The organism is Streptomyces decoyicus (assembly GCF_019880305.1).
Lineage (GTDB): Bacteria > Actinomycetota > Actinomycetes > Streptomycetales > Streptomycetaceae > Streptomyces > Streptomyces decoyicus.
This window is the reverse complement of record NZ_CP082301.1, coordinates 3,993,064-4,014,781: the sequence shown is the minus strand read 5'-3', so window position 1 is coordinate 4,014,781 and position 21,718 is coordinate 3,993,064. Positions and strand designations below refer to the sequence as shown.

The following is a 21,718-nucleotide window of genomic DNA, read 5'->3' as shown; positions in this document are numbered from 1 at the left end:
CTTCCGTTCTGCTCCCGCTCTGCTCCCGCTCTGCTCCCGCTCTGCTCCCGCTCTACTTCCGCTCTACTTCCGGCGGTCCACCGCCACCCAGGACGCGAGCGCAACCCCACCCGCCACCGCACACACGGAAGGCCAGGCCCCGATCTTCTTGGCCAACGGATGCGACCCGGCAAACGCCGCCACATACGCCCCACTCAGCGCCGCCGCCGTCGCATTCCCCGCCTTCTGCTGCCAACCCCTGGCCGCCACGGCCCCGGCGGCAGCCAGAGCGACCCCGCCGAGCGGCCGCTTCTTGGTCCAGCGGGCGGTGGCGTAGCCGCCCAGCAGGCCGGTTGCCGCAATTGCTGCGGTGGGAACTTCAGCCATCAGTACACCCTCCTTGTCGGGACAACTCTTCCGGCCTCAAGCGTGCGGGCTCTTCGATGCCTTGCGGTCAGCAGCGCGCCGGCCGGGTGCTGCGCGCTCCTGCTTGACCGCCACGCGGAGCAGTGTTTCGGCGTCAGAAAAGAGCCTGTACTCCAGGAGGCTGTGGGCGAGACCGATGACATCCTCGGCAGGCTGGTCTCGTGCGTACCCCCGGAGGAGCGTCTCCGCCTCGTCGCGAACTCCTCTGCTGCGGAGTCCGACTACCAGGATTGCCACCTCCGTTGGCGGCAACACTTCGCCAGCATGGCTAAGAACGGCACTGGCTTCGTGATGATCCTGCGCGCTGGCCAGAGCCGACACGCGCTTGGTGACGGTCTCGGCGGCACGGGTGTCGTTCAGCTCGCGCTGCCGGTCCGCGCGGTAGTAGGGGACCGGCAGGGCACTAGGCGGCCTGCGTCGGTGCTGCAAACGCTCATGGGTGCCGGCTCCTGAACCGGACCAGCGGCTCAAGTCGCGGCATTCGGCGAGGGCCCGTTCCAGTTGCCACTTCTGGAACATGGCCGTCAGGCGCTCCGTCTCACTGCGGCTGAGTTCCTTGATGAGCTTGTTGCACCCAGAGCAGTCAGTCGGTTCGTTTGCTGACCTTTGCAGTGCCAGCAGCTCTTCGAGCGGGGATAAGGATCCGTCAGTATGGCGTCCACGCTGGATCGTCGCGTGTAACCAGCAGATGAACCATCCTGGCGCTATCAACTTGCCGCTGAAGTAGCGGGAGATGGTCGTCTTGCTCAACTGTTCACTATTGCAATCTGTGGCCGCTTGTTCGGCGATCGCGGTGTAGGTGCCCAGGCCCGGCGGCAACAGCTGGTGCATCGCCCGGAGTGCTTCGGCGAGTCTTCTGTTGCCAGCAGGCAGACCAAGGTCAATCGCAGCCATGCGACGCCCCTGCTGCGCCATGCGATCCCGCCTTCGCCGTAGTGACAGTGACGGCAAGACTAAATTCAATTGTTGCGTTTGTCCGGGAAACCTCTGTTGCTGCTCGCAATCGTGAGGCGAGGCCGCTGATATGGAAACCACACGTCGGCCGCCACACTTCCTCCGTGGCGGCCGAGTGGACCTTGACGTCAGCAGAAGGGTGGGGCCGTGATGAACGTGCCGTCCTGGCAGGACACGTCGTACGGAAGCAAGGTTCGCGTTGCCCGATGGCTCGTGGAAGTGGTGGGTGAGGGAAGCCTGTTCACGAAAACGGCGATGCGCGAGGCGTTCCCCGGAGTCGCGCAGATCGACCGCCGCATGCGCGACCTCCGCGAGGCGGGCTGGGTGATTGATACGAACCGGGAAGACCCGAGCCTCAACAGCAACGAGCATCGCTTTGTGGCAGAGGGCGAACCGGTCTGGTTGCCGGGCAGGGGGAAGGCAAAGCCGAACAGCACTCTGACCGCTACTCAGCGGAGTGAGGCGATGAAGGCCGACAGCTATTTGTGTCGCAGTTGTGGAGTGGGGGCTGGCGAGAGCTTCGGGAGCGGGCCGGGGACCGCTCAGCTGGAGATCGCACGCCGTCAGGTAAAGCTCGCAGACGGCAGTACGGAGACGCAGCTGGTCACTGAATGCAACCGCTGCCGAGTGGGAAACCGGGGCAGCGAGGCCGACCTGACGGAGCTGCTGGGGAGGGTGGACACCCTCGGACCTGTCGAGCGTAAGGCGCTCGCTCAGTGGATGGAGGCAGACCAGCGTACGTACAGCATCCTTGAGAAGCTGTGGGGAACGTACCGGTCGTTGCCGGCGGATGCACGTGGAGCCGTCAAGCAGGCGGTCTGTGGCGAGAGCCAGTAGAGGGGTGGGGCACATCATGCAGGAATTCCCGCCGCCGCCGAAGGCGGCCGAGTTCAGCGAGCTGATCAAGAAGCGTGTGGGGGAGGTGAAGAACTCCGGAGGTACGCGCGAGACCGTGACGGTCGACTGGAACGGACAGCCGCTCAACGTCGAGGTCATCGATCTGCCTCTGTCAGGGCTCTATTACAACCCTGCCACGCACCGAATCCGGGCGCAGCGGACCCATAACGCCGAGAAAGACTCGGCACTTGAGTCTGACCCCTGGAGCCAGGCAGGACAGGACTATCTCGGGGACCTGCTGCAAGCGGAGCCGGCCGATCCGATCCGGCGCGACCCCGCGTTCGACAAGCTCAAGGAGAGCCTCAAGGAATACGGGCAGAACGACCCGGGACTGATCACTCACCAGGGCATCCTGGTTAACGGCAACACCCGGGCCGCAGCGCTGAAGGAGCTTGGCGCGGCTTCCATGCGTGTGGGCGTCCTGCCCGAGTCGTTCACTTGGGCTGACATCAACGCAGTGGAACTGTCGTTGCAGTTGCGCAAGGACCACCGCCGCGACTACTCGTACATCAACCGGCTCCTTGCCATGGAGGAGCAGGCGAGCCTGGGGCGTACCCCTGATGTCATCGCAAAGGCATTCCGGATCCAGGTCAAGACGTACGACCAGGAGCGGTGGATCCTCAGGGTCGTTCGCGATCAGATCGAGCGCAGCGAAAACGGGAAGGCGGCGCTGCGGCTGGTCGATTTCGAGGACCACCAGGAGAAGCTGAAGGAGCTGCAGCGCGACTACAGCAAGCTCGCAGCATCCGATCCTGACCGTGCGGAAACCCTCAAGGAGACCCGCATGGCAGCGATCACCCTGGGATTCTCGAAGACGGACGTCCGGCACATCGAGGAGGGGTTTCAGGAGCACTACCTGTCCCCTGCCCTTCCGCCTCATCTTGTGCCAGAGGCAGAGCAGGAAGAGAGCATCTCGGTTCCTGGTCTGGGTCTTTCCGTACCGGGAGCCTCGTCGAGAGTGTCCGCTGCGCGTGAACTCAACCGTCGCGTCCTCCAGGCAAAGGCGCGTGTTGCGGCGTCGGAGACGAGTGAGGAGGAGAAGCGTGCGGCGCAGTCGTTGCAGGACGATGTGCGCAAGGCCTTCGACAAGGCCATTGACCGGGCGGGACGTGACGCACGGCTGCGCAAGCGGAAGCAGATCGCTCCGGAGCGGCTGATGGACGCTTGTGCCGCGATCGAACTCTGCGTGGTTGAGCTGGTTAAGGCGCGGGCCTCCCGCAGCCTGGATGAAGCGGCCTTTGATGAGGCGGCAGTCAAATTGCGGGATAGCGTCCGGCAGCTGGCACAGCAGGCCGGCCGGGGCCCCCACCAGCCCGGAGAAGGCGTCAAGTGGCTCCTCGACGCAGCAACTCTGGAACGTGACTGATGCCGGACATGGGCAGCGGCGTCACGCTGCACCTCGGCTTCGACACCTCACACACCAAGGTCGTCCTGAGGGCTACCGAGGAATACCGCTCTGCCCTTGTCCAGCTGGCTGCCCGTTTCCGCACGGGCGGCCAACTCGGCCCCCTCGCAGTGATCGTTGAGATTGACGATCTGCTTTCCCAGCTCAACGCCGTTGGCAGCTGGCCCGACCCTCAAGGTGTCAGCTGGGCCCCGGAACTCAGACACCTGGTCGTTTCCAGCGTCCAGGACGCGGAAATGGTCCGAAAGGAGCTGGAAGCCCCGGATGCTCAGCAGCGGCTGGCGGCGAGCGACGTCGCGGACCTGCTGGGCAGCAACTGGACTGCTCCGCTGACAGAGTTCCAGGAGCGGGATATCGCGAAGCTGCTGTCACTCCGGCATGGCGCTAACTTCAGCGTTCCGGGGGCTGGCAAGACCCGCGTTGGACTCGCGGTCTACTCGGCGATGAAGGAGCAGGGCGACGTGAGCCGGCTGATGGTAGTCAGCCCGAAGTCGGCCTACGAGTCATGGCTCTACGAAAGTGGCGCGTGCTTCCGCAACCGGCCTCGCCCGATGCTGCTGGAATCCGCCCGCGACCAGTGGGCCGAGATCCTCATTGTCAATTACGAGCGGCTGGACCGCTCGCTGCCGTTTCTCGCCGCCTGGCTGCAGGAAGCCCCCTCCATGATCATCTTGGATGAGGCGCACCGTATGAAGCTTGGCTCACGCGGTACGTACGGTGCTGCGTGTATGACTCTAGGGCCTCTGGCCAGGCGACGGCTGATCTTGACGGGAACTCCGGCACCGAACGGTGCGAAGGATCTGGAGAACCTTCTGGGCTTCGTCTGGCCGGGTTATGGACAGCGCTCTGTCGCCCAGGCAGTGGCGGACGGCGACCTGGCGCACGCGAGTTCCGTGCTCCGTCCGCTCTTCACCCGGACGACCAAGCATGAACTGGAGCTCCCGCCGCTGGAACCGGTGATGGTTTCCGTAGAGATGTCTGCGCTGCATGGGGAGATTTACCAGGCACTTGTGGGCGACATGTCTGCGCGAGCCGAGCCTTCCGCTGACGACTTTGCTGCTCTCGGCAAGTCTGCCCTCCGGCTCCTCATGGCGGCGACCAACCCGGCGCTGCTTCTGGAGGGGAGCAGTAGGTACGAACCGGTGGAATACCGCCTCCCCCCACTGGAGATCCCGCAGGGTGACTCTCTCTACGAGCTGCTGAAGGATCTTCCCAGCTACGAACTGGCCCCTAAATACACGGAAGCCGCGAAAATTGTGGCGGCCAATGCTGAGCAGGGGCGCAAGACGCTGGTGTGGACGACGTTCGTGCGCAGCCTGACCTCGCTGGCCAAGCTGCTGGAGAACTTCGGACCGGCGGTCGTTCATGGTGGCACTCCCGATCGTGAGGAGCAGTTGCGCCGGTTCCGTGAGGACCCGGACTGCATGGTGCTGGTGTCAAACCCGGCCACCCTCGGAGAGGGCATCAGCCTGCACCAGGTATGTCATGACGCCGTATACGTGGACCGGGATTTCATGGCGGGCCGGTATCTGCAGAGCCTCGACCGTATCCACCGGCTTGGGCTGGATCCCGATGTCGAGACCCGGGTCACGGTTCTCGCTGCCCAGGAAACGGTGGACGAAGTGGTGGCGGTTCGCCTGCAACAGAAGCTGGATTTCATGGCCAGGGTGTTGGACGACCCTTCCGTCCAGCAGCTAGCGGATCTACAGGAGGCACCGTCCATGGCGGGAGGCCTGGACGCGCAGGACATCCGGGCGATGCTGAAGCACATCGGCCGCGGCTAGCAGCCGTGGGGCGTGAGAGTTCTGCTCCTGACAGGAGGCCCTGCCAGGAGCAGACTTGACGCGTGCTGGGAAACTTCTGGTGCTGACAGCAGACCATCGGTCAACTGCGTTTCGTAAGCGGCAGCCGAGAACTCTGCGACACTTGAGAATCTGCTTTGAGCCACACCAGGAGGATCCACGCCCATGGGCGCGAGCAGCCGTGACGAGAGCACTTCGCTGACCTCGATCGAGATCTGCGCAGGAGCAGGGGGGCAGGCACTCGGCTTGCACGGGGCGGGATTCCGGCACCTTGCCCTAGTCGAGATCGACAAGTACGCGCATGCCACCCTTCAGGAGAATCTCTCCCAGATCGATGAGTGGGGTGACTGTGAAGCACTGAATCAGGATCTCGTCTCAGAGTTCGATGCCCGGCGAGCAATGGCTGCCCTTGGCGGCAGGGAGGTCGGTGAAGAAGATCTCGACCTCTTGGCTGGAGGGGTGCCGTGCCCCCCTTTCTCTGTGGCTGGGAAGCAACTCGGTGGCGACGATGAGCGGGATTTGTTCCCGCGCATGGTTCAGTTGATCGACGAATTTAAGCCTCGGGCTGTCATGATTGAAAATGTACGCGGCATCATGGATGCCAAGTTTGATGAATATTGCAATTCAATCATCAAGAGCATTGAGGGAATGGGATACTGGTTCTGCGGGTGGCATCTCCTTGAAGCTCGCAACTATAATGTTCCCCAGCTGCGGCCGCGTTCGATCTTCGTCGCTATTCGCGAAGAGGACCGTAAGAAGGCAGGTCTGGGGCTTGATGAATTCCCTTGGCCGGTCGGCGTAACGGAACGCAAAGAGAACGTTTTCGATGCGCTCGAGAAGACCATGGAGTACCGTCGTGACCGGCTGATCGAAGAATTTCCGGCCGACGTCGCCCGCATCAAGGATGCCTACATTAAATGGCGTGATAAGGCTGATCAGCCCAGGGGGGTAGCGCCCACGCTCGTCGGTGGGTCCAAGAAGCATGGAGGCGCTGACCTTGGGCCGAGCAGGGCTAAGGCCGCCTGGCGTGCTCTCGGCGTCAATGCCCTTGGGGTTGCCGACGACATCGACAGTGTGAAGCGGATCGACCGGGACAAGCATCTTGAGCGTGAATTCCTGCGCCCCGATGGACCGATGCTGACCGTACAGCAGGCTGCGCTCATTCAGCAGTTCCCGGAGACCTGGAAGTTCCAAGGCGGTAAAACAGCGCAGTACCGGCAGGTGGGGAATGCCTTCCCTCCGCCGGTGGCTAAGGCGGTTGGGCAGGCGATTGCTTCCGTGCTGCAGCCTGACCGTCGCGAAGAGCTGCTGGAGGGCCTACAGATTGAGCAGCTCGGTGCGAAGAGGGGGAAGCGCGCCTTCCAGCAGCCGGAGATTGCTGAGGTGCTGGAAGTTTCAGTTTCCCCCGCTGAGGCGCCGTTGAATGACTGTAGCGGCGATCTTGTCGGCGCATAGTTCCGCTGGCTCGTGCTCCCAGAACCGGAGCACGAGCCAGCCTGCGTTGATGAGCTGCTGATCGGTATCGCGGTCACGGGTGACGTTTCTGGTTACTTTCTCTGACCAGTAACCGGAATTTGTCCGGGGTGCGACGTAGTGCTCCGGACAGCCGTGCCAGTAACAGCCGTCAATGAAGACCGCGACTCTGGCCGGGCGGAAGACCATGTCGGCGGTTCGCCGAAGGTCCGGCAGCGGGCGGGCGGATACGCGATAGCGCAGACCCTGGGCATGGACCAGGCGGCGGATCCGTTGCTCGGGCTTAGTGTCGCGGCTGCGGATCGCCTGCATGTTGCGACGGCGTGCAGCCGACGAGGCCCAGGACCCCTCTGGAGCACTCCACTCAATGTCATCGGGCACATCTCCGAGCCTAGCGTTGGCTACGAACCGCGTGCTGGTCGCCGCAACCTGCCGGATCGGGCCCATGAGACTGCTGCGATCACAAGGCCAGCGCTCCTAACTGTGTGTGCTGTCGTGCCCGTGCGCTTGATGAGCAGCGCCCTGCCCTCGCCGCTCCGCATCCCACGCATGGATCAGCGACGCCCGCCCCCAAGCCTGGTAATGCCGCAAATGCTGCAACAAGTGCTGCTCCCTGGTCATGAAGTCCGGGGAGGGTCCCAAGAGGCAAGCCCGCCGCCGATGGAACGACAGCGTGGTCGCGATGGTGGCGTATTCGGTGACCGCGCGGGCGGCGGCCGGGCCTTGGGTGTGGCGGGCGATGTTGCGGGCCAGGGCGCGTGTTTTGAGGGAGGAGAGGGCGGCGGGTTCGGTGGGGGTGAGCCAGCCGGCGGTGATGTAGGGGGCGAGGTAGCCGCGTAGGGAGAGCAGTTCTTGGTTGCGGGCCCAGATCGCCAGCCAGGTGAGGGCGATGAGGACGGGGACCATGAAGAGGCCGTAGACGGTGAGGAAGCCGAGGTCGCCGAGGGAGGAGGCGCCGTTCCAGATGGCGTGCAGGAGGACCGAGGTGAGCAGGCCGAGGAGGGCGAGCGCGATCCGGGCGGCGCGGCGGCGGGGGTAGCGGGTGGCGGCGATGCCGAAGGCGAGGCCGGTGAGGATCGTGAAGAGCGGGTGGGCGAAGGGGGAGACGATGATGCGGAGGAAGAAGGTGCCGGCGGTGAGTGAGTCGAGGCCGGAGTGGCCCATGGACTGGTCCTCGCCGAAGGCGTTGCCCAGGTAGAGGACGTTCTCGGTGAAGGCGAAACCGGTGGCGGTGATGCCGGCGATGACGATGCCGTCCGTGATGCCGTCGAAGTCGCCTCGGCGGAAGCGGTAGAGGAGGAGTACGGCGGCGGCCTTGACCACCTCCTCGACGACCGGGGCGATGACCGTGGCGCCCCAGGCCTCGGCCTCGGAGGGTGAGGCGGAGGCGATGTTGGCGGCCAGCCAGTCGGTCGCGAAGCCGTTGGCGAGGAGCGCGACCAGGGTCGCGGCACAGGCGCCCCAGGCGAAGGCGAAGGCGAGGTTGCGCCAGGGTTCGGGCGCGACGCGGTCGAGCCAGCAGAACGCCGCGATGAGGAGCGGTACGGGGAAGACGGCCAGGCCGAGGCCGACCAGGAAGCCCTCGGTGCCGGTCTCCTGGCGGACGATGCCGACGATGATCACGCCGGAGAGCGCGAACATCGAGATCAGTGCGATGGCGCGGAGTGTTCTGCTGTGCCAGGGGGCCGTCCGGCGGCGGTGCGCGCCCGTGTGCTCGCGCGCGTGGGGTGTGTACGGGGGAGGGGTGGGTGCGGACGGCGGGTGCGGGGGCGGCTGGGACGGGTACACCCATCGACCCTAACGAGCGGCGATCGCCTACGCGTCGCGGCGGCGGAAGAGGAGGTCGTGGACGACATGCCCCTTGTCCAGGCCCTGGCCCTCGAACTTGGTGAGGGGGCGGAAGTCCGGACGCGGCGCGTAATCGGGGTAGAGGTTTTCGAGCGTCGGCTCGGCGGAGAGGACCTCGAGCATCTGCTCGGCGTACGGTTCCCAGTCGGTCGCGCAGTGGACGAGGGCGCCGGGCGCGAGCCGGGTGGTCGCCAGGGCGATGAACTCCGGCTGGACGAGGCGGCGCTTGTGGTGGCGCTTCTTCGGCCAGGGGTCGGGGAAGTAGATGCGCAGGCCGGCGAGGGAGGCGGGCGCCAGCATCTCGCGCAGCAGGATGATCGCGTCGCCGTTGGCCACCCGGATGTTGGACAGTCCGTTCCGCTCCGCGAGACCGAGCAGATTGCCCTGTCCGGGGGTGTGGACGTCGCAGCCGAGGATGCCGGTGGCCTGGTCGGCGGCGGCCATCTGTGCCGTGGCCTCGCCCATGCCGAAGCCGATCTCCAGGACGACCGGCAGCCCGTCGAAGAACGCGTCGAGGTCGATACGGGAGAGCCCGTCGATGTCCAGCCCCCACGTCGGCCACAGGCGGCGCAGCGCATCGGCCTGGGTGGGCGAGACACGGCTGCGGCGCGGCTGGAAGGAACGGATGCGCCGCTCGTGATGCGAACCCGCGGGGTCGGCGGCGGGGCCGGTCCCGTCGGGGAACATGGGCTCACCGCGGCGCGGGGTGGCGGCCGAGACGGCGGTGGAGCCGAGGCTGCGGGCTTCTGGCGCGTCGGCTTCCTGGGGGACGGCTTCGCGGGCGGGGGCCTGGGGTGCGGCGGCCGGAGCGTCGGCTTCCTGGGCGTTCGCTGCGCGGGCGTCGGTTTCGGGGGTGGCGGGATTCTCGGACACAGTGAGTTGATTCTACGGATGGTGGGGTGGGGGAGGGGCGGCTGAGGGCGGTCGGCAGCCGGCGGGGAGCGGGGAGCGGGGAGCGGGGAGCGGGAGGCGGTTGGGGCCTGGGGGTGGGGGTTGGTGGGTGGTGGGTGATGGCTTGTGGGTGGTGGGTGTGCAGGCGGACCGACCGGGCGTCCGTCAGCGCCCCAGCACCCCCAGTACCCGTCGTGCCACCTTGCGTCCGATGGGGAGCGAGGCCGTGGCCGCCGGGGACGGGGCGTTGAGGACGTGGATCATGCCGGGGGATTCGGCGAAGAGGAAGTCATCGACGAGGGTGCCGTCGGGGAGGACGGCCTGGGCGCGGACGCCGGCCGGGGACGGGCGCAGGTCCTCCTCGCGGGCGGCCGGGAGCAGGCGGCGGACCGCGTCGGCGAAGGCGCGCCGGGACAGTGAGCGGTGGAGTTCGCCGGCGCCGTAGCGCCAGTGGCGGCGGGCTATCCGCCAGGCGCCGGGGTAGGCGAGGGTGCCGGCCAGCTCGGCGGGGCGGAGGGTGCGCCAGTCGTAGCCCTCGCGGGCCAGGGCGGGGACGGCGTTCGGGCCGATGTGGACGGCGCCGTCGATGCCGCGGGTCAGATGGACGCCGAGGAAGGGGAAGGCCGGGTCGGGGACCGGATAGACCAGGCCGCGGACGAGCGAGGCGCGCTCCGGAGCGAGGGTGAAGTACTCGCCGCGGAACGGGACGATCCTCATGCCCGGGGCGTCGCCGGCCAGCCGGGCGATCCGGTCGCAGTGCAGACCGGCGCAGTTGACGAGGGCGCGGGCGCGGTGGACCGTGCCGTCGGCCGTACGGACCGCCACCCGGCCGGGGCGGCGGCCGATGGTCGTCACCTCGGTGCCGTACACGATCTGCGCGCCGGCGTCCTCGGCGAGCCGGGCGAAGCGGCGGGCGACCGCGCCGAAGTCGCAGATGCCGGTCGTGCCGACATGGATGGCGGCCAGGCCGCGCACCTCGGGTTCGTACTCGGCTATCTGGGCGGGGCCCAGTTCGCGCACCGGCAGGCCGTGTTCCCGGCCGCGCTGGATCAGGCCGTGCAGCCGCGGCAGCTCGCTGCGGTCCGTGGCGACGATCAGCTTGCCGGTGACCTCATGCGGGATGTCGTGTTCGGTGCAGAATTTCACCATCTCCGCCGAGCCCTGGAGGGCGAAGCGGGCCTTGAGCGAGCCGGGTGGGTAGTAGATGCCGCTGTGGATCACGCCGCTGTTGCGTCCGGTCTGATGGCGGGCCGGGCCGGGCTCCTTCTCCAGGACCACGACGCGCGTGCCGGGTGCGGCGCGCGTGATCGCGTAGGCCGTAGAGAGTCCGACGATGCCGGCACCGATCACCAGCACATCGCAGTCGTACGCCGCCACTGCACCTCCCCAACCGCATGACCGCAGGCCCGCCCGTCGCCGCGGACCCGCGCATCATCGCCGACGACGTATCCCATCATGACGGCCGGCACTGACAATGCCGATCGGACAGCCCCGGTACGCCGATGCGACGGTGTCCGGAGCCGCTCCGCTGCGGCCCGCTCTTCGGGCGGACGACGGGAGTGTGACGACTCAGGGCCTAGGGGGCGTCTCCCCCTAGGCCGGCGCCGCCAGCAGCGGTCTCGCCCGTTCCCGCAGCTCCACCACCCGCGGCTCGTCGCCGTACGGCTCCAGGCGGTGCAGCAGATCACGGACGTACTCGGTGGTGCGGGCGGAGGAGATGCGGCCGGCCACCTCGACCGCGCGGGTGCCCGCCGCGCAGGCCGCGTCCAGATTGCCGGACTCCAGTTCGGCGACCGCGGACACGACCAGGCGCAGACCGTGGGAGCGGACGAATTCCTCGGTGGGGCGGGACAGCGCCTGCTCGGTGAAGCGGCGGACCTGACGCGGCAGCCGCAGATCGCGGTAGCACTCGGCGGCGTCGGCCGCGAAGCGTTCGTACGAGTAGAAGTCCAGCCACGACGGGTCGGGGTCGCCGCTGCGGGAGCGCTCCAGCCAGCCTTCGGAGGCCTTCAACGCCACCTCGCAGGCACGCGCCTCGCCGGCCTTGGCCTGCGCCCGTGCCTCCACCAGGCGGAAGAAACTCATGGTCCGGGCCGTGGCCAGACCGCGGTTGCGTTCCAGGGCGGCCTGGGCGAGGTCGACGCCCTCGTCGGCGAAGCCGCGGTAGGTCGCCTGGAGGGACATCGAGGCGAGGACGTATCCCCCCAGGGGGACGTCGGCGGCCGCGCGGGCCAGTCGCAGTGCCTGGATGTAGTACCGCTGTGCGGCCTCCTGCTGGCCCGTGTCGAAGGCCATCCACCCGGCGAGCCGGGTGAGCTCGGAGGTCGCCCCGAACAGCGCACGGCCCACCTCATCGCTGTACGAGGCGAGAAGTAACGGCGCCGCATCCACCCGTAGGCATTCCGGAACCATCGAGGAACGCCAGTCCCCGCCGCCGTACTTGGAGTCCCAGCGGCGGGCGTCCTCCGCCGCCTCGCGCAGCTTGCTGACATCGCTGTGGCCGACGTGCTGCGGAATCCCGCCGTCGCCGGCCGCCGCGGCGTCCTTGTCGCGGGCCTCGGCCGCCTCCCGCGCCACCGAACTGTCGGCCGGGGATATCAGCCAGCGCGAGGCGGGGGTGGCGTACGCGCTCACGGCGAAGGATCCGGCCAGGCTCTGCCAGATGCCGCCGCCGCCCGCCCGTCGTCCGGCCAGATCGAGTCGGTACAGCTCGGTCGCGGAGCGCACCGCGGCGCCCACATCGCGGGGAAATGCCAGGCCCACCTCGGGCGCAGGGTCCGCGTCGGCCAGTCCGATCTCGTGCAGCGGGACCGGCCGGCCGAGTTTGCTGCCGATCGCGGACGCGATCAGATGGGGCGCGGCGCCCTGGGGCACCATGCCCTTCGAGACCCATCGCGCCACCGACGTCTTGTCATAGCGAAGCGTCAGTCCGCGCTGCGCACCGAGGTCGTTGACCCGGCGCGCCAGTCCGGCATTGCTGATACCCGCGAGGGCGAGAACGGTGCCGAGCTTTTCGTTCGGCCCGCGTATATCCCTGGACATGCGCACCCCTCGACACAGCGACGGCCGCCCCGGTACCCCGGGGCATGCGTCCACCCAGAGTAGTTCGCCGGATCCCGACCGTTAAGAGTCGGTGTCCCGGATGGCGAGATTCATGTTCAAACAGGGGTGCGGGAATTGGCATGTGCTCCGGGTACGTGTGCCCGTGCGCCCGTCCGTGCGCGCTGGCCGCCCGATATCGGGAGCGCTTCCATGTCTTCTGCGTGGGTCGGCCCGCTGCACTGGATCCAGTGGGCTGGGGGATACCGTCACCCCATTCCCCGCGGGTGACGGTCCGGTCCGGGGGGCGCAGCCCGCCTCCCGGACCGTCGCGCAGACCGGTCGCCGGCCGTCCCTGTCACCGGTTGACGCAACGCCCGAATGTGTCAACTGGGCTGTATAGAGCGGACTTTGGCCGAAAATCGACGGGTGATGATTTCGCGCCGTCGCATGCTCGGGGGTCGCCCCGGGGGCCACACGGGGGGCCTCCCGGGGCCGATGCGGCGGAGGACTCGCGCCCGGTGCGAGGCGTACCGGGGGCCGGCGCGCACGGCCGTGCCCCGAAGCCCGGCGCCCCGCCCGCTCCACCGTTCACGGACCGCCCGTGGTGCCCCCGTGACGCTCCCAAGGGCCCGCCCGCCGACCCTCGGCGGCCGTCGGCGCCGCGAACCGCCCGTATACGGGCCCGCTTCGACACCTCCCCCGTGCCCCTGTCATGGCAGCATGGTCGCCACAACAGCTCGGCGACAGCCGGGCAATCCGCTGTACGGGGTGGCCGTTGGCCCCGGCGCACGGGGAAATCGGGTGGAGGCGGCGATGCGCTGGTTGGTGGGGTGGAGCAGTGCCGCCACGGGGCCGTCCCTCACAGGGCCGACGGCCGGCGAGGAAAGCCGCGCGGTGCTCCCCGTAGGCGCCCAACTCCTGTGGAACGAGCCGGATCCCCTCTGGGCGGTCGGCGACTGGCGGCCGGACGAGGTCCGCGTCGTACAGGCCGACCCCGAGACCCGGCTCGCGGTCTTCGGGGTCTGCGGAGCCACCGACGACCAACTGCGGGTGGGGCTGTTCGCGGCCCGCGGGGGCGCGCTGCGCCATCTCACCGCCTGGCCCGGCAGCTACACCGCCGTCGTCCAGGTTGGGCGGCGGATCACCGTCACCGGCGACCTGGCCGGTGCCCGTCCTGTCTTCCACACCCCCTGGGCCGGTGGCACCGCCTACGCCACCGCCGCCCTCCCGCTCGCCGACCTCGTCGAGGCCAGCCTCGACGTCGGCCACCTGGCCGCGCTGCTGGCCTGCCCGGACATCCCCGAGGCGCTCGGTGCCGGCACGCCGTACGAAGGGGTCCGCCGGATCCCGCCCGGACACGCCCTGGTGCTGCGCGGCGGCGCCGGCGAGATCACCTCCTTCGAGCCGACCGCCTCGCTCGCTGTCGCCGCGCCCCAACTCGCCCCCGAACAAGCCGTGGACGGCGTCCGCGACGCCCTGGTCGAAGCGGTCCGCGCCCGGCTCGCCGGGCCCCGGCACGCCCCCGACCCGGACGGGCTCGACGGCCTCGACCCCGGCCCGGTGCCCGGCATGGGGCCCGCCGAGCGGCGCGCGGCGCGCGGGGCGCCGGCCCCCGGCATCGGCGCCGACCTCTCCGGCGGCAGCGCCTCCGGGACCCTCGCCCTGCTGGCCGCCGGCCTTCCCGGCCAGCCCGGGAGGCTCAACGGTCACGGCGAACGCCTCCTGGCCGTCACCTTCAACGACCGCGCCACCAACGGCGGACAGGCTTACCGCGACGCCGAGTTGGAGCGCGCCCGCACCATCGCCGACAATCCGCGGCTGCACCATGTCGTCGTCGCGGCGGGCGAAGAGGCCCTCCCGTACGCGGACCTCGGCATCGGCCCGCTCACGGACGAGCCGGGCCCCTCCCTCACCACCGCGAGCCGTCACCGCCGACGGCTGCTGGCCGGCAGCGCGGACCACTTCGTCGGACACGGCGCCCGCCAGGTCCTCGACGCCCACCCCGCCCGACTCGCCGACCTCCTCATGGACCGCCGCCGACGCCATCTCTTGCGCCCGGTCACCGCGCTGGCCAAGGCGGACGGCCCCTCCGCGCAGTCCGTCCTCGTCCCCTTCACGGTCTACCGCGCCGCCCGCAGGCTCGCCCGTACGCCGTACTCGGCCGGCATCGCCGATACGGCGCGCCGCCTCCTGGAGCGGCAGTTCGCCGACGAGCCGGTGGCCGGCGGGGCCGTGGACGCCTCGCTGGCCGCGCTCGCGTGGTGCGGGCCGGGGCCCGCCGCGCGCTGGCTCACGGGGGAGGCGCTGGCTGAAGTATCGGTTCGGCTCAGCGATGCGGCGACCCGCTCGCCCGCCGTCGGCCGCCCCGGGGAGCGGCGCGCCCGAGCCGCACTGGCCCGTCAGGCCGCCGACCACCGCGTCTTCGAGCAGGCCGCCGAGGTCCGCAACCAGCGGCTGCACGCCCCGTTCCTCGACAACCAGGTGGTGCTCGCCTGCCGCGCCCTGCCGGACACCCTGCGGGTGCAGCCGGGGGCGCGGGCGGCGGTGCTGCGCTCCGTACTGGCCGGGGCCGGGGTACGGGATCTGCCGCCCGGCTGGGGCGCCACCTCGCACGTCACCCATGCGGCGGCCGTACGTGCCGGGCTGCGCGGCGCCGTCGGTGACCTGGTGCAGCTCTTCGACACGCCGCTGCTGGCCGATGCGGGGCTGGTGGAGGCCCGGGTGGTCCGCAAGGCGCTGCGGTCGGCGGCGGAGGGGGCGGCGCTGCCGTTGGACGGGCTGGCCGAGCTGGTCTCCACGGAGCTGTGGCTGCGGCGGCTGGTGGCGCGGCGGGGGACGTGTTGGACGGGGGCCGGGGCGCCACGCCAAAAGGCGGTCGCGGGGGGAGTGGTTCCGCGGGCGCGGCTGGTTTGAGGCCGGGGGCGTTGTCGTCGGCGGGTGGCCGGGCGCCGGCGGGTGGCCGGGCGCGGGCGGGTGGCCGGGCGGGGGCGGGGTGGTTTCTGCCGCCCAGCTTTTGGGGGCGCCCACCTCTGGCGGGAGGGTCCGCGCGGGAGGGGGGTGCGCGGATGTCCGCGCCGGTCGCCGGTCGCCGGCCGCTGGTCGCCGGTCGCTGGTGGTGGGGCGGCGGGTGCGGTGTCTTCCGGCCGGTGGGTGCGGTGTCTTCCGGCCGGTGGGTTCCCGGCCTGCTTCGCCTGACGCACGGGCCTGCCGGGCCGGGCCCGTCGCCTCGGGCCCACCGCCTCGGGCCGCAGCCCCGCCGGCATGGCTGTGGATAACTGAGGTCCGCATCGAGTCGGGCTGTGGATGAAAATCGGGGGAGCGGCGTGGGGCTGGACAATGACCGGGTGAGATTTCGGATTCTGGGTGCGACGGAGGTCCTGGACGCGCGGGGGCAGCCGGTGTCGCTGGGCGGGGCGCGGGTGCGGGCGCTGGTGGTCGCGCTGGCCCTGCGTGGTGGGCGGCCGGTTGCCGTGGAGACGCTGATCGACGAGGTGTGGGCGGTGGATGCGCCGCCGCAGGACGCACCGGGTGCGTTGCAGGCGCTGGTGGGGCGGCTGCGCCGGGCCCTGGGCAAGCAGGCGGTGGAGTCGCTGCCGGGGGCATATCGGCTGGTCACGGGGCCGTACGAGGTCGATCTGCATCAGTTCGAGCGGCTGGTCGCCATGGGGACGCGACAGTTGCAGGAGGGGGATCCGGCCGCGGCGGCCGGGACGTTGCGCACCGGGCTCGCGCTGTGGCGCGGACCGGCACTGCTGGATCTGCCCGACGGGGCGGGGGCGGCCCATGGCCCGGAGGCGTTGCGGCTGGCGGCGCTGCACCGGCGGATCGATGCGGATCTGGCGCTCGGCCGTACCGAGGAGCTGCTGCCCGAGCTGCGGCAGCTGACCGCGGACCATCCCCTGGACGAGCCGTTCCGGGCCCAGCTCATGCGGGCCCTGTACGGCGCGGGACGGGGCGCCGATGCGCTGGCCGCGTACGAGGAGACCCGCCGGCTGCTCGCGGACCGGCTCGGGGCGGACCCGGGCCCCGAACTACGGGCGCTGCACGCCCAGTTGCTCGCACAGAAGGTGGAGCCGGAGCCGGCGGCGTCCCCTCCGGCCTCGGATGCGGGCCCCCGCTCCGGCAATCTCCGCTCCCGCCTCAACTCCTTCGTCGGCCGCGAGGCCGAACTCTCCTCACTCCACTACGAGTTGAGGTCACATCGAACGCGCCTCGTCACGCTCACCGGAGCGGGCGGATCCGGCAAGACCCGGCTCGCCGAGCAGCTGGCCGGCTCGCTGGCCGGGGAACACCCCGACGGGGTCTGGGTCGCCGAGCTCGCGCCGCTGGACGCTCCGGAGGCCGTGCCCGGGGCCGTCCTCTCCGCGCTCGGCCGGCGGGACACGACCGTCTTCTCCCCGGCCATGGAGGCCCGTACGGCCGCCGAGCACACCGACCCGGCGGCCCGGATCGTCGACCACTGCGCCTCGCGCAGACTCCTGCTCGTCCTCGACAACTGCGAGCATGTGGTGGGCGCCGCCGCCGAGTTGGCCGACCGGCTGCTGCGGCACTGCCCGGGACTGACCGTGGTGGCCACGAGCCGGGAACCGCTCGGCGTACCCGGCGAGGTCGTCCGGCCACTGGAACCGCTGCCGCCGGCCCCCGCGCACCAGCTGTTCGCCGAGCGGGCGGCGGCGGTGCGGACGGATTTCCGGGCCGTGGACGACCCCGCGGCAGTGGACGAGATCTGCCGCCGGCTGGACGGTCTGCCGCTCGCCATCGAGCTGGCCGCGGCGCGGCTGCGGCTGCTCTCCCCGCGCCAGATCGCCGACCGGCTCGACGACCGCTTCCGGCTCCTGACCAGCGGCAGCCGGACCGCACTGCCCCGCCAGCAGACGCTGCGCGCGGTCGTCGACTGGTCCTGGGACCTGCTCGACGAGCCCGAGCGCGCGTTGCTGCGCCGGCTGTCGGTGTTCGCCGGCGGCTGCACCCTCGCGGCCGCCGAGGCGGTGTGCGGCGAACGGGCCGAGGAGGTGCTCGACCGGCTCGGAGCGCTGGTGGACAAGTCGCTGCTGATCGTCGACCACCGGGGCGCCGAGCCCCGCTACCGGATGCTGGAGACCATCCACGCCTACGCCAGGGAGCGGGCCGCCGACCGCCCCGAGGAGCATGAGCGCACCCTCGCCCGGCACACGGGTCACTTCCTGGACTTCCTGACGGACGCCGAACCGCGTATCCGCTCCGCCGAGCAGCTGCCGTGGCTGGCGCGTATCGAGGCCGAGCTGGACAACGTACGAGCGGTGCTGCACCGCGCGGTCACCGGCCGGGAAGCGGACACCGCACAGCGGGTGGTCCTGGCCATGGGCTGGTTCTGGTGGTTGCGCAACTACCGTGAGGAGGGCGCCTCCTGGGCGGAGCGGACCGCGGCCCTCCGTCCCGGTCCGGAGCAACTCGCCGACACGGACCCGGCGTTCTGGGCGCAGGCGGACCTACAGTTGCTGCTCCTCTTCCTGCTCCAGGACCAGAGCCGCGACCGCCATGGCGAGACCCAGAAGCAGCGCGCCCTGATCGACCGGCTGCTGACGTCCTACCGCCGCCCGCATCCGCGCAGCGCCCGCTTCCCCGGACTGCTGTGGCCGTTCACCGCGTTCTTCCTCGGCGGCTACGACCAGATACTGCCGCTCGCGGACGGTGCCGTGACCACCACCCGTGCTCTGGGCGGCAGTTGGGAGCTGGGCGTCTCGCTGATGTTCCGTACACATCTTGCGATCGGCCTTCCCGGCGGCCTGGAATCGGCAGAGGCCGACGAGCCGGAGCTGGTCGCACTGGCCCGGCGGGTCGGCGACCGCTGGATGCTCGCCCAGGTCGCCGCCGCAACAGCGGAGATGCGGCAGATCCGTGGCCGCTACGACGAGGCGCGTACCGCCTACGAGGAGGCGCTCGCGCTGACCTGCGAGCTGGGCGCGTACACAGAGGGGCCGTTCATCCTGTCCCGGCTGGCCGAACTCCACTTCGCCGACGGTGATGTGGACAGCGCCGAGCAGGCGCTGGTGCGGGCGGACGAGCAGGCCGCCGAGTGGGGCGTGCAGGACCCGCTGGCCTTCAACCACTCGCTGCACGCCCGCATTGCGCTCCGCCGCGGGAAGCCCGAGGTGGCGCGCGCGGAGTGCGAGGCGGCGCGTACGGCCGCCGCGCTGGGGACCCCACCGCCCCATTTCGCGCTCGTGCTGGACGCGTTGGCGGGCCGGATCGCGGCGGAAGCAGGTGAGCTGACGGACGCGCTGAGCCAGTGCCATCAGGCGCTGAGATCGGGGCTGGCGCACTACTGCACCCAGCCGGTGCTGGCGGCCGTCGTGGAATCCGCGGCCGTGGCACTCCAGCGCGCCGGCCGCCCGCAGGACGCGGCCCGGCTGCTGGGTGCCGCCGGCGCCTGGCGCGGCGAACTTCCACGGATCGTCCCCGAAGAGGAGGACGTACAGCACACGGCGGACACGCTCCGCGCCGAGCTGAACGCCGCATCCGACGACGACCTGAGCGGCGGCATACGGGACGGCCTGCACAAGGGCATACGGGTTGGCCTGCACGAGGACACAGGGGTTGGCCTGCACGAGGGCATGGAGGGCGGTGGCCTGCACGAAGGCATACGGGACGACACCCGCGGCGCCACGGGCGCCGGCACTCGCGCCGACAGGGGCGGCGACCTACGCGGCGGCGTCTACGAGGCGCTGTACGCCGAGGGCGCGCGCCTCACCCCCGCCGAGGCCGTCGCGCTCCTGGCGCCGCGCCCCGAGGACGGCGACCAGGAGCCGTCCCATGACGCTTCCGACGGGGAGCCATCCCGTGACGCCTCCGCCCCGGCGCCGTCCCGCGACGCCACCGGTCAGGAGCCATCCCGTGACGCCTCCGCCCCGGCGCCGTCCCGCGACGCCGTCACCCCGGCTTCGTCCCGCCCCCTCAACGACAGCTGATCGTCGACTGCGCCCAGTCCCCCAGCGCCACCGCGCCGACGGGCGACGCCGGCTCGGCCACCAGCCGCAGCGTCTTACGGCCCGCCAGCGGGACATGCACCGGCACCGCCCGCTCCCCGCCGCGCACCACCGCCGACTGCCAGAGCCGCACCCCGTCCGCGTAGACGGAGAAGCGCACCGCGCCCTGCCCCAGGCTCAGATCGTCGACGCCCGCAACGGCGTCGTACGCGGTACACCGGCGGTTGAGGTCGACGGTCACCGAGGATCGCGCGTGCACGCTCACGCCATGCGCATACCTGGTGCCGGCGATCTTCGGTTCCTGCCGCTGCCAGAGCCAGCTGCTCCCGATGGTGCGCACCTCCGGCCTGCTGCCGTCGCCCATGAAGTCGTGGTCGAGCGCATTGAGGCGGTACGCGGTCGGGGCGGGAAGCGGCGGCTTGGGTGAGGGCTTCGACGGCGTGGGCCGCGGGGCCGGCGTCGAAGGTGGCGTCGAGGGCGCAGGCGATCCGGGCGCCGGTCGCTGCGGTGCCCCCGGAGAGGCGGGCGTCGGCTCGGCGCGCGGCTCGCGCGCCGGAGGCGGTGAGGGGTGCGGCTTCGCGGTCTGCTTCGGAGCTGCCGGTGCGGCACCGGCCGCCGGCGGGAGCGCCGCCCCCGACGGCTCGGGGGCCGGCTTCTGCGGCGCGGACGGGCGCGGCTGCGCGGGCTGGGCATGGGGCGCCGGCGCCGGCTCGGGGGAGCCGGTCAGCGCCAGCGCCAGTGCCGCGCCCGCCACCACCGTCGCCCCGGCCCCGATACCGACCTTCACCGCCGCGCCCAGCCCCTCACCTGCGGCGGCACCACCACCGCTGCCGCCCGCCGCACCGGCCCCGCCACCACCCGCGACCGCCGCCGCACCGGCCGCCGCACCCGCACCCGCGACACCCACCGCCGCGGCCGCCGCCTTGACGGCGTACCCGGCGGCGAACCAGCCGATGACCGCGACCGGCAGCAGCGCCCCGATCCGCTGGTTGACGTCCTCGACCTCCAGCGCGGCCAGCCGGCACCGGGTACATGCGTCCAGATGCTTGCGCAGCCCCCGCTCGGCCCGCATCCGCAGCCCACCGCGGGCATAGGCGCCGAGCCGGTCGGCGTACCGGGCGCAGTCGCCCCCGGCGGTCAGCGACTGGCTGACATGCGCCTGCAAATAGGCCTGTTTGAGGCCCTCCCGGGCGCGGTGCGCCAGTACGGCGGTGGCGTTCGCGGTCAGCCCGAGCAGCGGGGCGACCTCGCTGGGCGACTCGTCCTCGACGGCGGTGTGCCACAGCACCGTCTGATAGCGCTCGGGCAGACTGCGGAACGCCTGCACGGCCATCGACTGCTCGGCCTCGTGCAGAGCGCGCACGTCCGCGCCCAGGTCCAGGGTGTCCCTGTCCCCCGGCGCACCGGCCGCGGACACCGCGAACACCGCGAAGTCCTCGACCAGTTGCTCCCGGCGCGCGGTCTTCGCCCAGGACGCGGCGACCCGGCGGACGGTCGTCAGCAGGTAGGCACGCACCGCGGAATCCGGGCCCGCGCCGCCGCGCACCGCCTGCAGCGTGCGCGCGAAGACCTCGCCGGTCAGGTCCTCCGCGGTGTGCACGTCCCGGCAGCAGCTGCGGGCATAGCGCCGGACCGCGTCGGCATGCCTGCGGTACATCTCCTCGTACGCACGGTCGTCCCCGGCCCGCAGATCGGCGAGCAACTGGGCGTCGGACGGCGGGAGTTCGCCGCCTTCGGCGTTGGCGGCCGGGGTCGTCCGGCGGGAACGGTCCCGCTGCGGCGGCACGCTGTGGCCCTCGCCCGCCGGTTCACCGGCGCGATCGTGCCGCGTGGCCGGCCCGGTCCGTCCCGGGATCCGCCCGGACGGCGTCCCCGCGCGCTCTTCCACCCCGGCGTCGCCGTCGCGCCGCCCGTCCCGCCCGTCAACACCCATCTTCGAGGCCCCCGAAGCCGCCGTCACACCGGAACACCGCGCCAGCGTGCCATACCGAACCCCGGTGGTTGAGGGCCCTGACGGTCATCCACTCATCCGGGGT

The 21,718-nt window shown here is 70.7% G+C and carries 14 protein-coding genes; 6 read left to right on the top strand and 8 right to left on the bottom strand.

The genetic code is table 11. The features are described 5' to 3' along the window. Positions 1-63: 63 nt before the first annotated feature. Both K7C20_RS17515 and K7C20_RS17510 read right to left on the bottom strand, forming a co-directional pair. On the bottom strand, positions 64-366 hold the full coding sequence (locus K7C20_RS17515; protein WP_030074372.1) for a hypothetical protein: 303 nt from the start codon (positions 364-366) through the stop codon (positions 64-66). Positions 367-402: 36 nt separating this feature from the next. Beyond that, a complete protein-coding gene (locus tag K7C20_RS17510; RefSeq protein WP_222892621.1) occupies positions 403-1,299 on the bottom strand; it encodes a hypothetical protein in 897 nt (298 codons plus the stop codon). Positions 1,300-1,509: 210 nt separating this feature from the next. Between K7C20_RS17510 and K7C20_RS17505 the strand changes: the two genes are divergently transcribed. The 4 genes from K7C20_RS17505 to K7C20_RS17490 all read left to right on the top strand — a co-directional run bounded on the left by K7C20_RS17505 (position 1,510) and on the right by K7C20_RS17490 (position 6,918). Then, positions 1,510-2,196 carry a hypothetical protein gene (locus tag K7C20_RS17505; RefSeq protein ID WP_030074369.1) on the top strand — a complete coding sequence of 229 codons (687 nt, stop codon included), beginning with the start codon at positions 1,510-1,512 and terminating at the stop codon, positions 2,194-2,196. A 16-nt stretch (positions 2,197-2,212) separates the two neighbouring features. Next, complete coding sequence (locus K7C20_RS17500; RefSeq protein ID WP_342452551.1) at positions 2,213-3,622, top strand: ParB/RepB/Spo0J family partition protein; 1,410 nt, start codon at positions 2,213-2,215, stop codon at positions 3,620-3,622. Between the two features lie 8 nt (positions 3,623-3,630). Further along, complete coding sequence (locus K7C20_RS17495; RefSeq protein WP_409351348.1) at positions 3,631-5,445, top strand: DEAD/DEAH box helicase; 1,815 nt, start codon at positions 3,631-3,633, stop codon at positions 5,443-5,445. Between the two features lie 183 nt (positions 5,446-5,628). Then, positions 5,629-6,918 carry a DNA cytosine methyltransferase gene (locus K7C20_RS17490; protein ID WP_063753798.1) on the top strand — a complete coding sequence of 430 codons (1,290 nt, stop codon included), beginning with the start codon at positions 5,629-5,631 and terminating at the stop codon, positions 6,916-6,918. Here K7C20_RS17490 and K7C20_RS17485 read toward each other — a convergent pair. From K7C20_RS17485 to K7C20_RS17465, 5 genes are all read right to left on the bottom strand, one after another. After that, on the bottom strand, positions 6,859-7,317 hold the full coding sequence (locus K7C20_RS17485) for a very short patch repair endonuclease (protein ID WP_234341321.1): 459 nt from the start codon (positions 7,315-7,317) through the stop codon (positions 6,859-6,861). The two genes, K7C20_RS17490 and K7C20_RS17485, sit on opposite strands and share 60 nt — an antisense overlap. 96 nt (positions 7,318-7,413) lie before the next feature. After that, entirely contained in the window at positions 7,414-8,724 is a 1,311-nt protein-coding gene (locus K7C20_RS17480; protein WP_245170954.1) for a PrsW family intramembrane metalloprotease, read from the bottom strand. Positions 8,725-8,751: 27 nt separating this feature from the next. After that, positions 8,752-9,657: a tRNA (guanosine(46)-N7)-methyltransferase TrmB gene (gene trmB, locus K7C20_RS17475; protein ID WP_030074359.1), complete on the bottom strand. Its 906-nt coding sequence runs from the start codon at positions 9,655-9,657 to the stop codon at positions 8,752-8,754. 183 nt (positions 9,658-9,840) lie between these two features. Next, on the bottom strand, positions 9,841-11,052 hold the full coding sequence (gene lhgO, locus K7C20_RS17470) for an L-2-hydroxyglutarate oxidase (RefSeq protein WP_030088383.1): 1,212 nt from the start codon (positions 11,050-11,052) through the stop codon (positions 9,841-9,843). Between the two features lie 216 nt (positions 11,053-11,268). Next, on the bottom strand, positions 11,269-12,717 hold the full coding sequence (locus K7C20_RS17465) for a hypothetical protein (protein ID WP_030088381.1): 1,449 nt from the start codon (positions 12,715-12,717) through the stop codon (positions 11,269-11,271). An 813-nt stretch (positions 12,718-13,530) separates the two neighbouring features. Here K7C20_RS17465 and K7C20_RS17460 point away from each other — a divergent pair. Both K7C20_RS17460 and K7C20_RS17455 read left to right on the top strand, forming a co-directional pair. Then, complete coding sequence (locus tag K7C20_RS17460) at positions 13,531-15,630, top strand: asparagine synthase-related protein (protein WP_078953040.1); 2,100 nt, start codon at positions 13,531-13,533, stop codon at positions 15,628-15,630. A gap of 431 nt (positions 15,631-16,061) precedes the next feature. Further along, positions 16,062-19,664, top strand: coding sequence for an AfsR/SARP family transcriptional regulator (locus tag K7C20_RS17455; RefSeq protein ID WP_150127166.1), 3,603 nt, complete (start codon positions 16,062-16,064; stop codon positions 19,662-19,664). Here K7C20_RS17455 and K7C20_RS17450 read toward each other — a convergent pair. Beyond that, complete coding sequence (locus K7C20_RS17450; protein ID WP_053208697.1) at positions 19,651-21,615, bottom strand: sigma-70 family RNA polymerase sigma factor; 1,965 nt, start codon at positions 21,613-21,615, stop codon at positions 19,651-19,653. The genes K7C20_RS17455 and K7C20_RS17450 overlap by 14 nt on opposite strands. Positions 21,616-21,718 lie beyond the last annotated feature (103 nt).

What these genes read in the sequence shown, in the direction of transcription:
- K7C20_RS17450 (WP_053208697.1), bottom strand. Translation starts at nt 21,615, where the DNA reads ATGGGTGTTGACGGGCGGGACGGGCGGCGCGACGGCGACGCCGGGGTG.
- K7C20_RS17490 (WP_063753798.1), top strand. Translation starts at nt 5,629, where the DNA reads ATGGGCGCGAGCAGCCGTGACGAGAGCACTTCGCTGACCTCGATCGAG.
- K7C20_RS17505 (WP_030074369.1), top strand. Translation starts at nt 1,510, where the DNA reads ATGAACGTGCCGTCCTGGCAGGACACGTCGTACGGAAGCAAGGTTCGC.
- K7C20_RS17460 (WP_078953040.1), top strand. Translation starts at nt 13,531, where the DNA reads ATGCGCTGGTTGGTGGGGTGGAGCAGTGCCGCCACGGGGCCGTCCCTC.
- K7C20_RS17465 (WP_030088381.1), bottom strand. Translation starts at nt 12,717, where the DNA reads ATGTCCAGGGATATACGCGGGCCGAACGAAAAGCTCGGCACCGTTCTC.
- K7C20_RS17515 (WP_030074372.1), bottom strand. Translation starts at nt 366, where the DNA reads ATGGCTGAAGTTCCCACCGCAGCAATTGCGGCAACCGGCCTGCTGGGC.
- K7C20_RS17495 (WP_409351348.1), top strand. Translation starts at nt 3,631, where the DNA reads ATGGGCAGCGGCGTCACGCTGCACCTCGGCTTCGACACCTCACACACC.
- K7C20_RS17500 (WP_342452551.1), top strand. Translation starts at nt 2,213, where the DNA reads ATGCAGGAATTCCCGCCGCCGCCGAAGGCGGCCGAGTTCAGCGAGCTG.
- K7C20_RS17510 (WP_222892621.1), bottom strand. Translation starts at nt 1,299, where the DNA reads ATGGCTGCGATTGACCTTGGTCTGCCTGCTGGCAACAGAAGACTCGCC.